The organism is Microcoleus sp. BM001215392 (assembly GCF_036700185.1).
In the GTDB taxonomy this organism is placed as follows: Bacteria; Cyanobacteriota; Cyanobacteriia; order Cyanobacteriales; family Microcoleaceae; genus Microcoleus.
In genome coordinates, this window is record NZ_JAUBOJ010000133.1 from 3,085 (window position 1) to 16,509 (window position 13,425).

The window sequence follows — 13,425 nt, forward strand, 5'->3', positions numbered from 1 at the left end:
TTGGGAGAAAAGCAGAAAGCGCTAGAGTATTACAACCAGTCTCTTCCCCTGACACGTGCCGTGGGCGATCGCGATGGGGAAGCTACTACTCTCAACAACATCGGAATAATCTATTCAGATTTGGGAGAAAAGCAGAAAGCGCTAGAGTATTACAACCAGTCCCTTCCCCTGAGTCGGGCAGTAGGATCTCGCGATGGGGAAGCTACTACTCTCAACAACATCGGAATAGTCTACTCAGAATTGGGAGAAAAGCAGAAAGCGCTAGAGTATTTCAGTCAGTCCCTGCCCCTGAGTCGGGCGGTGGGCGATCGCGCGAAAGAAGCTCTCACCCTCAACAACATCGGCACAGTCTACTCAGCATTGGGAGAAAAGCAGAAAGCGCTAGAGTATTACAGTCAGTCCCTTCCCCTATTTCGGGCCGTGGGCGATCGCCGTGGGGAAGCTCTCACCCTCAACAACATCGGCGGTCTCTACGATAATTTGGGAGAAAAACAGAAAGCGCTAGAGTATTACAGCCAGTCCCTTCCCCTGAGTCGGGCCGTGGGCGATCGCAGTATTGAAGCTACCACCCTCAACAACATCGGCAATGTCTACTCAGTATTGGGAGAAAAGCAGAAAGCGCTAGAGTATTACAGCCAGTCCCTTCCCCTGACACGTGCCGTGGGCGATCGCACTATTGAAGCTACCACCCTCAACAACATCGGCTTAGTCTACGATAATTTGGGAGAAAAGCAGAAAGCGCTAGAGTATTACAGCCAGTCCCTTCCCCTGAGTCGGGCAGTAGGCGCTCGCAGTATTGAAGCCGCCACCCTCAACAACATCGGCTTAGTCTACGATAATTTGGGAGAAAAGCAGAAAGCGCTAGAGTATTTCAGTCAGTCCCTTCCCCTGAGTCGGGCCGTGGGCGATCGCTCACAGGAAGCTGTCACCCTTTACAACATGGCTTTTGCCAAACGCGATCGAGGCAATCTTACCGAAGCCCTCACTGACATTGAAGCCTCCATCAAAATCATCGAAAACCTCCGCACAAAAGTTGCCAGCCCAGAACTCCGCACCTCATACTTTGCCACCGTACAAAACTATTACCAGTTCTACATTGACCTGTTAATGCAACTGCACAAAACGCAACCCAAATCTGGTTACGATACCAAAGCCTTTGAAGCCAGCGAACGTTCCCGCGCCCGCAGCCTCCTCGAACTTCTTCTTGAATCAAACGCCGATATTCGTCAAGGTATCGCCCCAGAATTATTGGAGCGAGAACGCAATTTACAACAGCAACTCGATGCCATTGAAAAAAGGCGAATTGAAGTTCTCAGTCGCCCCGATCGTACCCCCGCACAAAAAACAGAATTAGAACAACAGCGACAAACTTTAATCGCACAATATCAAGACATTCAAACCCAAATCCGCACCACCAGCCCCCGATACGCCGCCATCACCCAACCGCAACCCCTAACCCTGGCACAAATTCAACAACAAATTCTCGATGAGAATACAATTTTGCTCCAGTATTCTCTAGGTCAAGATCGCAGCTATCTGTGGGCTGTAACTAAAACCAGTATCAGCACTTATGAACTGCCCAAAACTGCCGACATCGAAAAAGCCGCCCGCAATTTCCGCGATGCTGTGACTAATCCGCTTCACCGAAACATCCCCAATAAAGTTGCTGAATCTAACAACCCCCTCAGTCAAATTATCTTACAGCCCGTAGCAGCACAACTCGCTCACAAACGCCTGGTGATAGTTGGCGACGGCATTCTCAATTACCTCCCCTTTGCCGCCCTTTCCCTCCCCGGAAATTCAGGAAAAAATGGGAATCCGCCTTTAATTGTAGACCATGAAATCGTGCAGTTACCTTCCGCTTCTACCTTGGGAATTTTAAGACAAAATTACAATGACAGACAACCTCCTAATCGGACTTTAGCCATTCTCGCCGATCCAGTTTTTAGCGCTGATGATGAACGACTCAAAACTCCGACTACTACCACAAATCGCGAAGCAATAGAATCAGTAAATCTGGGTTTAAGCCGCTCTAGCCGGGACAATGACATACAGTGGAGCCGTTTAAAATTCACTCGCCAAGAAGCCGATCGAATCATTAAAATGTTAGTTACTGCCAATTCTAGCACGCCATCTTTTGACTTTGAAGCCAGCCGTGCCACAGCAACTAATCCGAATTTAAGTCAATATAAAATCGTTCATTTTGCCACTCACGGTTTAGCAAATAGCGTTCACCCGGAACTGTCAGGAATCATTTTGTCGCTCGTCGATAAAAATGGCAAACCTTTAAACGGATTCCTGCGGTTGACAGATATTTTTAATCTGAAATTAGCAGCAGATTTAGTAGTTTTAAGTGCCTGTCAAACGGGATTGGGACAGAACGTTCAAGGCGAGGGAATAGTAGGATTGACGCGAGGATTCATGTATGCTGGGGCGAAGCGAGTGGTGGTGAGTTTGTGGAGTGTGGACGATGAAGGAACAGCTACATTTATGGAAAGTTTCTATCAGGGAATGCTGCAAAAAGGGTTGACGCCAGCGGCGGCTTTAAGGGCGGCACAATTGGAAATGTTGCAGCAGGAACAGTGGCATTCTCCTTATTATTGGGCGGCGTTTACGCTTCAGGGGGAGTGGCGGTAAATTTGATGGAAAACTAGAATTCCGGGCGACTGTAAGTCGCGACTACACAAACGAAGTCCGCCTGCGCGGACTGAAGAATAAACAGGATATTAAGGCCAGATTTGCCCTAAGTTTTGTTTAAATCTTCAGTCTCGCGTTGCGCGGACTTTTTTTGTGTGCTCGCGTTGCTGGCCAGACTTGAGTCTGGCGAGAATCTTAACTTAACGGACTGCACCCTCAACAGAAGGCGATTCGATTGTCTTCATGAAGTACAGTTTCACCAACTGCCAACCGTTGGATAAATACAGAGGCAATTTTTGGAACAACTGCAAAACTTTCGGAGTTTTAGACTCAACAATCGCGGTTAATTGCTGATTGTTCTTGAGGCAAACATCCAACCGTTGATAAAACTCGGGATTGTTCACATCTAGCATGACGGGGAAGACGCGCCCTGCTGTTTCGTTGGTTTTTTTGATTACTTCAATGTCGTATTCGCGAGCATCGAGTCCGAGCGATCGATAAAAACCACCGCGCTGGATATCATTGAGATACATTGTCGCAAATACCGACAGCAAGAAGAAACGGCACCACAGCTTAGCGCGCCAATCATTCAACATCTGAGGCTGAGCTCTCATCACCGCGTCAAAGAAATCTCCGTGGCGGTTTTCATCCTGACACCAATTTTCAAAGAATCGGAAAATTGGATAAATCTGATCTTCAGGATGGGCTTTCAAGTGCTGATAAATCGTGATGTAGCGCCAATAACCGATTTTTTCGGATAAGTAGGTGGCGTAGAAAATAAACTTCGGCTTGAAGAATGTGTAACTGCGGCTCTTTGTCAAGAAACCCAAATCTAGGGACAAACCAAAGTCCGACAGCGCTTTGTTGAGGAATCCGGCGTGTCGCGCTTCGTCGCGGGACATCAGCAAGAAACCTTCGGCGAGTACCGGATTTTTGTCCTTGAGCTTGCGTGCGAGTTCTTTGTAGAGCAAGAATCCGGAAAACTCAGCGGTGCAAGAGCGTTCCAGGAATTCAATAAACAATTTGCGCTTTTCGCCGTCGATGTGTTCCCAAGATTGATCGAACTCGGCATCCCGCACGAAGTGGGTTTTGTTGTAGTCAACGCGGAACTCTTTGATAATTGCTTCGAGTTCGGCTTCGTTGATGGAGATGTCCATTTTGGCCATCTCGTCAAAGTCTGTTGTGTAAAATCTCGGTGTGAGAATAGTTTCTTTGGCTGGGGTTTTCGCTTCTTGCTGCTCGGCAAAAGCGGGTTTTTTGAGGGAATCTACCATATGTTTATTGGATTTTTTGCTTATAATTGCTCGCTCGTTTGAGGTTTCGGGTACTGCGGGCGATCGCCCGCAGTATCTCCGACCAGCGCTGTGCGGCGCACTTTGGCGCTTTCTGTGGCATCCAGGTCAAAGCTGCTGAAATTTCCACGCCCTCCAGTTTACCAAGCTCTCGGCGCCGGAAATATGTTACTGGCGTTAAGAATTGCTACGCACAATTACTCATCGCTGGTGACACAAAGGCTGGGGGGCAGAAAATGCTGCGTTTTGTCAATTTATAGGATACAGCATAAATAAATTCCCGTGTCAAGCTTTTGAAACACCCGATCGCCAACTACAAAATATATATTGAGGGAGTGCAATAGTTAAAATAACCAGGCAGGACGGGCATAAAATGAGCAATTTAGGTGTTAGTTACCTTTTATGGGCAGCTTGTTTTTTCGGCCCATTCGGACTCCACCGCCTCTACAACGGCAAGATTGGCACGGGTTTGCTGTGGCTGTGTACCTTTGGGTTATTTGGGTTCGGGCAATTGTTTGACTTGCTGGTGTTGCCGAGCATGGTGGACGAGCACAATGCCACTATCAGGGGCAAACTCGGGGTATCTCCCCAAGGTATACCGCTATCTTCTACTAGCGGGGCGATCGCCTCGACATACTCGAAGTCAACCCCGGAACAGTTAGGGATTAAACTCCTTAAGGCAGCTTATACCAAAAACGCCAGATTATCTGTCACTCAAGGGGTGATGGCAACGGGCGCTACTTTTGCCGAAGTGGAAGAGGCTTTCACGGCAATGCTCAAAACCGGTTATGTCAGCATCGAGAACGACCCAGTTAGTGGCGTCGTGATGTACTATTTTCACGAACTTTAAGCTGGGGATGGGGAGAGGGGGAGATTGTCGGAGGGGGAGATTGTCGGAGATTGAACTGGGGGTGCCTCAGTTGGCGGATTTTATGTGTTGTTCGAGAAGCTAGTCGCTGACGCACCCTACTACTGGATATTGCTTGTTGTGGTTTGTCGAGCCAGCGAGGCAAAATCGGCTAGAATGTTTGTTTGTCTATACAACCAGAAAGTATTTAGCGTCATGGCAGTCCCTAAGAAGAAAACCTCCAAATCCAAGAAGAATATGCGTAAAGCCACATGGAAGCGCAAAGCTGTAGTGGCAGCTCAGAAAGCTCTGTCTCTGGGCAAATCTGTTCTGACTGGGCGTTCCAACAGCTTCGTGTATCCCGGCAACGAAGAAGAGGAGGAAGAATAAATAGATTAAAAATTAACAATTGGCATTTCTGATATTTTGCACCATTCTCGGTTAACAGGCTTTGCCGGCTGTTGTAGAACACATATATTTTCTTGTGGGGTGGCCATTTCGGGCCGCCCTAAAAGAAAGTTTGAGAATGGTGCCAGATATGAGTTAATCGTTCCTTGCCTCCGGTAAAATGAGCATGGCATCGCCAAACGAATAAAATCGGTACTGATTCTCGATCGCCGAGAGGTACAAATCCAACAGCCGAGGCCTTCCAACCATGGCGCTTAACATCATCATCAAAGTAGAGCGCGGCAAGTGAAAATTGGTAATCATCCCGTCTACAACCCGCCACTTGTAACCGGGATAAATAAACAAATTTGTCTGGCCGCAAAAAGGCTGCAACGAAAAATCCTCGCTCGCGGCAGCCGCTCCCTCTAAAGCTCGCACTGCTGTCGTACCCACAGCAAAAATCCGCCCGCCTCGGGCTTGAGTTTCGCGGATTTTCTCGACGGTGGCGGCTGGTACTTCCACCCATTCGCCGTGCATTTTGTGAGCCGTCACGTCTGCTACCTCCACCGGGCGAAACGTCCCTACTCCGACGTGGAGGGTGACAAAAGTTTTTTCGATTCCCCGCTCTTCCAAGCGGCTGAACAATTCTTCGGTGAAGTGCAACCCTGCTGTCGGAGCGGCCACCGCCCCTGGCTTTTCGGCATAAACAGTCTGGTACTGTTCCGGCTCCGCTTGGGAATTTTCGATGTACGGAGGCAGGGGTACGTGACCGTATTCATCCAAAAACTTCGTCAGAGTCGAATCTGTGGGGATGTCAAACTCTAACAGCCGTCCTCCTGTTGACTCATCCCTGGCAATTACTGTAGCAGTCAATCGACGATCGACTCCCACAGCCTGGGGAAGGCAACAGCAAGGCCCTTCCGCAGATTCATCACAGGAGGCGGGTTCAAACTCAATTTTGGCTCCCAACTTTAAGCGTTTCCCTGGTTTAACCAAAGCCAACCAGCAGTTGTGCTGGCGTTCTTCCATCAACAATATCTCCACAGCCGGGCCGTTAGGTTTGTGCCCGTAGAGCCTGGCTGGCAGAACACGGGTGTTGTTCAGTACCAGCAAGTCTCCGGGTTCTAGCAAATCCGGCAAATCTTGGAAAATTCGGTGTTGGTGGCTGCTGGGAGAATCTACAACCAGCAACCGAGAACTGTCCCTCGGCACTACGGGATTTTGGGCAATGCACGAGGGCGGAAGTTCGTAGTCATAAGCGTCCAAAGACCAGTCAATCTCTGTCATCGGGTGAATTCCTGTCAAAAATCTGTCAACTCGGTAACAAATTGGGTAAAAACCCCCATCCCAAGTCGGGTGCTTTTCCCCTTGTGGTGGCGGGTATAGCCCGCGACTATAGAGGTGTAGCATCAGCTTTGCTCGAAGGATAGTTATGGAATACCTCTACTACATTGCCAATACTAGCCTCACTCTGAGAGTCGTGGATTACCTACGCACGGCTAGTCATGTTCCCTTGCAATTTATCACTGTTATTCACCAAATTGACGGCTGGGTCGTGAAGGTGAAAATGAGCCAATATTTGACTCCAGAAATGCACGGGGATTTTCGGGCTTTTATGAACGAAGTCGGGATTCCTTACGATCCTGAAATTCGCTTGCAGATGGCACTGTGGAGTTTGGAAACGGGGCAGTCGCCGCTGAGCGTGATGCGTCGCTACCAGGTGGCTGTGGTTTGTCACGGCAGCCCCGATCGCAAAGAAATTGAAGCGTTTCGCCAGCAGTTTGTCAAGGGGCTGGGATATTGCCCGGAAACTTTGGCCTAGACTGCGGAGCGTGTAAATTGCCTGCGATCGCAGAGTCCGATAGGGATTCGGGGAGATAGGCAGAGGATTTAGCGCTTTTTCCACGTCTGTTAAAGATGAAGAGACAAATGGGCGACAGTCAAGGCAAGTTAGCAATTAAAAATTACCAAGTGGTATTACTGTTTGATTTTACCCTGTAATTTTTAATTTGGCATTTCTAATCACTAAAAGCCGATCGAATGTATTCTTGCAGGGTAAGCCGATAATTTCCGGCAAGGGAAGATTGAGAGTTTGCTGCCGTTGGTGGTAATATTTGCTTGGTCTTTTGCCGCGAAGGCTCGCACCTGACTAGGGCGACATCGAACCGACAAGAATTATTTGCTAAATCTGGACGAGTGCTTAAAAATATTTCGGCGGTTTGCCAAAGTTTGGCTTGTTTTGCTGCACTAACAGCCAAGATTCCGCCAGCATCCCAATTTCCACGACGGCGAGTTTTGACCTCTACAAAGACTAATGTTGGGAATTGGTGATGGGAAATGCCGGGTTTTTTCGCGCTCTCTTCATCTCTTCCGAGGGCGATGATGTCAATCTCTCCCCAGCGACAGCGGTACTGACGGTGCAGGATTTCCCAACCTTGCTGCTCTAACCACTGGGCGACTAAGTTTTCTCCCAACGTGCCGAGAACCCGAGAGTTTGCCGGTTGGGGAGAGTTGGAGGCGGCGGGAACCACCGAAGAGGAGCGCTTTCTGGTAGAATTCAATTCTGAACTGTCATTGCTGCCCATTAGCTTTAACTTATGAATTCTGGAATTCGCCAACATCGCAAAAATATTTATAATTTCTTGCTGAGTTTTGTTATTTTAGCAGTAATTGCCGCTGGGGCGATCGCGATTAATCCCGCACCTGCTTTCGCCTTGGATCACGACAAAGAAATCCTAGTTGGCGCTGATTTTACTGGACAAGTTTTGACTGACGACAGTTTTAATAAAGCTAATCTTCGCAACAGCAATTTTACCAACGCAGATTTGAGAGGCGTGAGCTTTTTTGCCGCCAATATGGAAGAAGCAAATTTAGAAGGTGCTAACTTCACTGGTGCGACTTTGGATTTGGCTCGCATGATGAAAGCAAATTTAACTAATGCTATCCTTGAGGGTTCTTTTGCTTACAATACTAGACTGGAAGGAGCTGTGATTGATGGTGCTGATTTTACTGAGGCGCTGCTGCGAGACGATATGATCGAAAAGCTTTGTAAAGTTGCCAAAGGTACTAATCCGGTGACTGGTAGAGAGACTCGCGAAACTCTGTTTTGCGATTATTAAAAGTTTGGTAAAAAGAAGGACTAAAGTCCTCACTACGAACCTGGCTTGTAGGGTGTGTCGCCATCGAAAATTTCTGAATTCAATGAATAATCTCATGGCGACGCACCTGATACCATTTATAAAAAACCTGGTTAGACAAGAAAGACAAGAAATGAATAATCTCATGGCGACGCACCTGATACCATTTATAAAAAACCTGGTTAGACAAGAAAGACAAGAATTGTTTTTTTATCCACCCCATGTGTCAGGTGCCTCGCTATCTGAATTGTCGATTTAATGCAGGGATTGAGAATGGCGACACACCCGCTCGATTACTTGTAAAAAGAAGGAATTTAGTCCTCAAGCCCAAGGTAGGGAGGTTAAGTCGTAAAAATTAACTTGACGCAGCCGCTCTAATTCTTCTATCCATTCTTGTTCGGCGCACAGTTGTTGGTAATATTCTATGGCAGCATCGGTTTTTTTCCACATATCGAGGGCAATCTTGCGCCGTTTGATGCTGATGATTTGCTCGATACAGGCGATCGCCGATCGAATAACTAATGGCGCGCGATACACATTTTTTTCGGAAAACTCGTTTAAATGAAATAAATGCGAGATTTGATTGAGTTGGGTCGGATATTCAATAAAGCTATCTTGTAATTTTAATATTAACTCAGCAGGCGCTGCTTGTAAATAGATGTTGTGCAGTATTTCTGCATTCAAAATCAGATGCCACAAAAATCTGTGGTGAGACAAGCTAAACTGTACGTCTCTAGCTTCTATGGCTTCTCTGACTTCTTGACGGTATTCGGGACAGTGCAAATAAATCTGCAATAATTGCGCTTCTGCTTCTTCTAACAGACTGCGGGCTGCTACTGAAAAGCCTGTTTTTGAGCTTTGGCTGCCGCTGTTGGTACGCTGTTTTTTATATTGTTTGCTCGGCTTTAGTTTGTTTCTAATTAACAGGGGCATTGTCAAAGCTTCGTCTTGACTCAGCCGCTGTCCCCAATCGCTGACTACTTGATTGAGCAAGTTCTCGGCTATCATTTTTGTGAGACGAAAATCTCCTTTGCTGAGAATTTCGGCGCTTTTTTGCAGATAATGTGATAACTGATTATCATCAGTAATATTGGTTAATAATTTAATGATTTTTTTGGTGATTTGCTGGGAAGTATCCGCTTGCTTCAAATCTTGGTTGACGAGCATTTGTTGGATTTGCCAATCAAGCCATAATGGGGAATTGTCGAGCAATTCTCGATATTGTTCTGGGGAGTAGGTTTTGAGGTATTCGTCGGCATCTTTGCTGTCGGGAATGTTGAGCACTCGCAGTTGTACTTCTCCTTGATAGGCGAGTTGTTCTATTTCTCCAATGGCGCGCTCTGCTGCTTTGGTTCCTGCTTTGTCGGCGTCGAAGTTGAGGATAATTTGTTTGGAGTCAGTATACCGCAATAACTGCCGCACTTGGTTTAAACTCAGGGCTGTGCCGAGTGATGCTACGGCGTTGGAGATGCCCGCTGCTTGAAGTGCGATCGCATCAAAGTACCCCTCTACGACGATCGCGCGATCGGCTTTGCTAATGGCTGTTTTGGCTGTGTCTAAGCCATATAAAGTCTTGCCTTTGTCGAATAGTTCTGTTTCGGGAGAATTGAGATATTTCGGTTGTTCGTCGCCGAGAGCTCTGCCGCCAAAACCGATGACTCTACCTTGGGTGTCGCGAATGGGAATCATGATGCGATTGCGGAAGCGATCGTAATAGCCACTTCCTCCTGATTTGCGCGGTACAATCAATCCGGCTTGTTCTACTAATTGCGCCGGATAGTTTTTTTGTTCTACTAAATAACTGTAAAGTGCTTCCCAACCTTGAGGTGCATAACCTAGTTGAAATTGTTGAATAGTTTCTTCACTGAGTTGGCGTTCTGATTTGAGATATGCTAAGGGTTCTTCTCCTTGAGATTGGCGTAAAGCGTGTTCGTAAAATTTGGCGGTTAGTGCTGAGATTTCATAGAGTTGTTCCCGCAAAGAAATTTGGCGCTGCAATTCTTGTCGGTGTTCGGGTTCGACTGTTTTGATGGGGACTTGGTAATTTTTTGCTAGTTCTAATACTACTTCGCTGAAGGAGCGTTTTTCTAATTCCATGAGGAATTTAAAGGCGTTTCCGCCTGCACCGCAGCCGAAACAATAGTACATTTGTTTGGCTTGGTTGACGGTGAAACTGGGAGATTTTTCGTCGTGGAACGGACACAATCCGACGTATTCTTTGCCGCGTTTTTTTAAGATGACTCTACCAGAAATAACGTCTACTATGTCGGCTCTTTGTTTGACTTCTTCGATGGTTTCGGGGTGCAGCCGGGGTACTTGCATAGGACTATGTTAGGTGAGTTTAAATTATGTTTATTTTGATCGATCGCACAATTGGAGTTTTTCTGTACGTAGAAACCGGGTTTTTTACGAAAATACTTCTAGTCAGCCAGGATATTCGGTTGGAAAATCCGGTTTATTTGAGTTCGATGCGCTCGTGAAGTGTTGGCAAAGCAAGATACTCGCTTTATTGTAAGATGTTGACACTAACTTTAAGGAGCACGGGCAATAATGCGAATTTTAATGATGGGCGGTACTCGGTTTATTGGGGTTTATCTTACTAAGATTTTAGCAGCACAAGGGCATGAAGTGGTGTTGTTTAACCGTGGCAACAAGCCTGTGCCGGTTGCGGGGGTGAAACAGATTTTGGGCGATCGCACAAATGTTGCACAATTGCAAGAACAGTTATCGGCGGTTGAGTTTGACGCGGTTTTTGACAACAACGGTCGGGAACTGAGCGATACAAAGCCTTTAGCTGAGATATTTAAGGGGCGGGTGCAGCACTTTGTTTATATGAGTTCTGCGGGGGTTTATTTGAAATCCGACCAAATGCCTCATATCGAAGGAGACGCTACCGATCCCAAAAGCCGACATTTGGGTAAGTGCGACACGGAAAATTATTTAGCCGAGTCCGGTTTGCCTTGGACTTCGATCCGCCCGACTTACATTTACGGCCCTCAAAATTATAACGATTTGGAGGCTTGGTTTTTCGATCGCATTGCGCGCGATCGCCCGATTCCGATTCCTGGTAACGGGATGCACTTCACGCAGTTGGGGCACTGTCAGGATTTGGCGGTGGCGATGGCGGCGGTTTTGGGGAATGAAAGGGCGATCGGGCAAATTTACAACGTTTCGGGCGATCGATTTGTCACCTTTGACGGTTTAGCCCGCGCCTGCATTCAAGCTGCCGGCAAATCACCCGATGCTATTAAGATTGTACACTACGATCCGAAACAATTTGACTTTGGTAAAAAGAAAGCTTTCCCCATGCGATTGCAGCACTTTTTCGCCTCAGTTAATAAAGCTGTCACCGAACTTAACTGGAAACCGGAGTTTGACTTAGTTTCGGGATTGAAAGATTCATTTCAGAATGATTATGTAGTTTCGGGAAGAGACAAAGCTGAGATAGATTTTTCAGTCGATGACGAGATTTTGAAAGCGGTTTAAACTAGAATTAAAGTATGGTGTGCAACGCGCACCATACAAATATCTAAGGAGAAAAATAACATGAAATTTATCAATCCCAAAATTGATTTTGCATTCAAGAAAATATTTGGCTCCAGCCAAAGTACAGAGATTTTGATTAGTTTCTTAAATGCCTTACTCTATGAAGGAGAATCCATAATTCAAAGCTTGGAAATCCTCGATCCTTATCTTGGCCCTCAAGTAGCCGGAGCAAAAAATAGTTACTTAGATGTCAAAGCCCTACTTAATAATGGCACATTTGTGATTATTGAGATGCAAGTCTTGAAGGTACAGGCATTTGGTAAGCGAGTTTTGTATAATGCAGCAAAAACTTATGCACTGCAACTAACAAGAGGAGAATTATACAAGGAATTGCGACCTGTGATTGCTTTGACTATCACAGATTTTGAAATGTTTAGTGGACATGAAGATGTGATTTCCCATTTTGTCTACAAAGAAAAAACTCGCTTGTCTGATTATATACAAAATGACATTGAGTTAGTATTTGTAGAGTTGCCAAAATTCAAGAAAGAATTGGAGCAACTGGAAAGTCTTACGGACAAGTGGATTTACTTTATCAAAACCACGGGCACTTTGGCTGAAGTACCTGAAACAATGACCACAGTCCCGCAAATTCAGAAAGCTTTTGAATTTGCCAATCAACTTAGTTTGACACAGGAGGAATTTAACATATTACAACAGCAAGAGTTTTTTGCTCAAGATCAAGAGGGTTCAGTGGCTTTAGGTAGGGAAGAAGGCAGACAAGAAGGCAGACAAGAAGGCAGACAAGAAGGCCAAATAGAGTTAATTCTGCGTTTGCTGAATCGTCGTTTAGGTGGACTTAACCCAGATTGTGAAAGCCGCATTCGCCAATTGTCGATCGACAAATTAGAGAATTTAGCAGAAGCCCTGTTAGATTTCTCAAACGCGGAAGATTTGACAGCTTGGTTGCAGGCTAATTCTCAATAAACTGACTGCTAAGCTGTTGTGCAAATAAACATTGCATATTCGGGGTGATGCTCAAAGCCCACCCCACAAAAGTTTGATTATTTCTTGAAAGACTATTCAAATGGAAAATAGCTTATTTCTTGAACTGCAATTGTCACGGTAAAGATGATTCACATATAATTTTACCACTTGTCGGCAGAATCTACTGGTATTTTCATAGTCTTTCTGCTGTAAAGCCGATCGCAAATTAGTTAAACTGAATCAGATACAAAACCTCTCCCCCAACCCCTGTTTTACTCCGAAAGGGGAGAAAAACTCGGAAATATCAGGTAATTTTCATGCTTGGAATCACACTCGGCACTCGCTACAGCATTATCCGTCACTTGGGAGGCGGCGGATTTGCTCAAACTTATTTAGCTGAAGATAAGCAGCTACCAGGTAATCACCTGTGCGTCGTCAAGCAGCTTAAACCTCAAGCAACCGATCCCGAAACTTTACGGATAGCAAGACGTTTGTTTGATACGGAAGCACAAGTCTTATATAAGTTGGGAAATCACGATCGCATTCCGCAACTTTTTGCTTATTTTGAAGAAAATCAAGAGTTTTATCTCGTTCAAGAATTTATCGAAGGCCACGATTTAAGTCAAGAAATTACACCCCCCCAAACCCCCCC

The 13,425-nt window shown here is 46.1% G+C and carries 14 protein-coding genes; 9 read left to right on the forward strand and 5 right to left on the reverse strand.

Annotation, left to right across the window (positions count from 1 at the left end):
* A partial coding sequence (locus tag QT974_RS15870) for a tetratricopeptide repeat protein (protein WP_333469423.1) occupies positions 1–2,637 on the forward strand: 2,637 nt, incomplete at its 5' end.
* Positions 2,638–2,837: 200 nt separating this feature from the next.
* Here QT974_RS15870 and acsF read toward each other — a convergent pair.
* Complete coding sequence (gene acsF / locus QT974_RS15875) at positions 2,838–3,911, reverse strand: magnesium-protoporphyrin IX monomethyl ester (oxidative) cyclase (protein WP_333469424.1); 1,074 nt, start codon at positions 3,909–3,911, stop codon at positions 2,838–2,840.
* A 4-nt stretch (positions 3,912–3,915) separates the two neighbouring features.
* The gene (locus QT974_RS15880; RefSeq protein ID WP_333469425.1) at positions 3,916–4,059 is read right to left on the reverse strand and encodes a hypothetical protein; all 144 of its coding nucleotides are present in this window, start codon (positions 4,057–4,059) and stop codon (positions 3,916–3,918) included.
* Between the two features lie 243 nt (positions 4,060–4,302).
* Here QT974_RS15880 and QT974_RS15885 point away from each other — a divergent pair, with 243 nt between their 5' ends.
* Both QT974_RS15885 and rpmF read left to right on the forward strand, forming a co-directional pair.
* Positions 4,303–4,779, forward strand: coding sequence for a TM2 domain-containing protein (locus tag QT974_RS15885; protein WP_333469426.1), 477 nt, complete (start codon positions 4,303–4,305; stop codon positions 4,777–4,779).
* 213 nt (positions 4,780–4,992) lie between these two features.
* Complete coding sequence (rpmF, locus tag QT974_RS15890; protein WP_006632406.1) at positions 4,993–5,166, forward strand: 50S ribosomal protein L32; 174 nt, start codon at positions 4,993–4,995, stop codon at positions 5,164–5,166.
* 153 nt (positions 5,167–5,319) lie between these two features.
* Here rpmF and queA read toward each other — a convergent pair whose 3' ends face one another.
* Positions 5,320–6,450: a tRNA preQ1(34) S-adenosylmethionine ribosyltransferase-isomerase QueA gene (queA, locus tag QT974_RS15895; RefSeq protein ID WP_333469435.1), complete on the reverse strand. Its 1,131-nt coding sequence runs from the start codon at positions 6,448–6,450 to the stop codon at positions 5,320–5,322.
* 145 nt (positions 6,451–6,595) lie between these two features.
* Here queA and QT974_RS15900 point away from each other — a divergent pair, with 145 nt between their 5' ends.
* Positions 6,596–6,985 carry a hypothetical protein gene (locus QT974_RS15900; protein ID WP_333276257.1) on the forward strand — a complete coding sequence of 130 codons (390 nt, stop codon included), beginning with the start codon at positions 6,596–6,598 and terminating at the stop codon, positions 6,983–6,985.
* Positions 6,986–7,181: 196 nt separating this feature from the next.
* On the opposite strand, the gene QT974_RS15905 is transcribed toward QT974_RS15900, so the two are convergent.
* Positions 7,182–7,748, reverse strand: coding sequence for a YraN family protein (locus tag QT974_RS15905; protein WP_333469427.1), 567 nt, complete (start codon positions 7,746–7,748; stop codon positions 7,182–7,184).
* Positions 7,749–7,760: 12 nt separating this feature from the next.
* On the opposite strand from QT974_RS15905, the gene QT974_RS15910 reads away from it, so the two are divergent.
* Positions 7,761–8,282, forward strand: coding sequence for a pentapeptide repeat-containing protein (locus QT974_RS15910; protein ID WP_333469428.1), 522 nt, complete (start codon positions 7,761–7,763; stop codon positions 8,280–8,282).
* A 339-nt stretch (positions 8,283–8,621) separates the two neighbouring features.
* Here the strand turns inward: QT974_RS15910 and dnaG are convergent, their stop codons facing one another.
* Positions 8,622–10,622 (reverse strand): DNA primase, encoded by a 2,001-nt coding sequence (gene dnaG / locus QT974_RS15915; protein WP_333469429.1) that lies wholly within the window; start codon positions 10,620–10,622, stop codon positions 8,622–8,624.
* 26 nt (positions 10,623–10,648) lie between these two features.
* On the opposite strand from dnaG, the gene QT974_RS15920 reads away from it, so the two are divergent.
* The 4 genes from QT974_RS15920 to QT974_RS15935 all read left to right on the forward strand — a co-directional run.
* Positions 10,649–10,780 (forward strand): hypothetical protein, encoded by a 132-nt coding sequence (locus tag QT974_RS15920; protein ID WP_333469430.1) that lies wholly within the window; start codon positions 10,649–10,651, stop codon positions 10,778–10,780.
* A 70-nt stretch (positions 10,781–10,850) separates the two neighbouring features.
* The gene (locus tag QT974_RS15925) at positions 10,851–11,786 is read left to right on the forward strand and encodes an NAD-dependent epimerase/dehydratase family protein (RefSeq protein ID WP_333469431.1); all 936 of its coding nucleotides are present in this window, start codon (positions 10,851–10,853) and stop codon (positions 11,784–11,786) included.
* Positions 11,787–11,846: 60 nt separating this feature from the next.
* Positions 11,847–12,773, forward strand: a complete 927-nt coding sequence (locus tag QT974_RS15930) for an Rpn family recombination-promoting nuclease/putative transposase (RefSeq protein ID WP_333469432.1) — start codon at positions 11,847–11,849, stop codon at positions 12,771–12,773.
* Positions 12,774–13,090: 317 nt separating this feature from the next.
* Positions 13,091–13,425: protein kinase domain-containing protein (locus QT974_RS15935; RefSeq protein ID WP_333469433.1), on the forward strand; the 335-nt coding region annotated here is incomplete at its 3' end.

Coding starts and splice junctions, on each gene's coding strand:
- QT974_RS15930 (WP_333469432.1), top strand. CDS start 11,847: ATGAAATTTATCAATCCCAAAATTGATTTTGCATTCAAGAAAATATTT.
- QT974_RS15910 (WP_333469428.1), top strand. CDS start 7,761: ATGAATTCTGGAATTCGCCAACATCGCAAAAATATTTATAATTTCTTG.
- dnaG (WP_333469429.1), bottom strand. CDS start 10,622: ATGCAAGTACCCCGGCTGCACCCCGAAACCATCGAAGAAGTCAAACAA.
- QT974_RS15885 (WP_333469426.1), top strand. CDS start 4,303: ATGAGCAATTTAGGTGTTAGTTACCTTTTATGGGCAGCTTGTTTTTTC.
- rpmF (WP_006632406.1), top strand. CDS start 4,993: ATGGCAGTCCCTAAGAAGAAAACCTCCAAATCCAAGAAGAATATGCGT.
- QT974_RS15905 (WP_333469427.1), bottom strand. CDS start 7,748: ATGGGCAGCAATGACAGTTCAGAATTGAATTCTACCAGAAAGCGCTCC.
- QT974_RS15900 (WP_333276257.1), top strand. CDS start 6,596: ATGGAATACCTCTACTACATTGCCAATACTAGCCTCACTCTGAGAGTC.
- QT974_RS15920 (WP_333469430.1), top strand. CDS start 10,649: ATGTTTATTTTGATCGATCGCACAATTGGAGTTTTTCTGTACGTAGAA.
- acsF (WP_333469424.1), bottom strand. CDS start 3,911: ATGGTAGATTCCCTCAAAAAACCCGCTTTTGCCGAGCAGCAAGAAGCG.
- queA (WP_333469435.1), bottom strand. CDS start 6,450: ATGACAGAGATTGACTGGTCTTTGGACGCTTATGACTACGAACTTCCG.
- QT974_RS15925 (WP_333469431.1), top strand. CDS start 10,851: ATGCGAATTTTAATGATGGGCGGTACTCGGTTTATTGGGGTTTATCTT.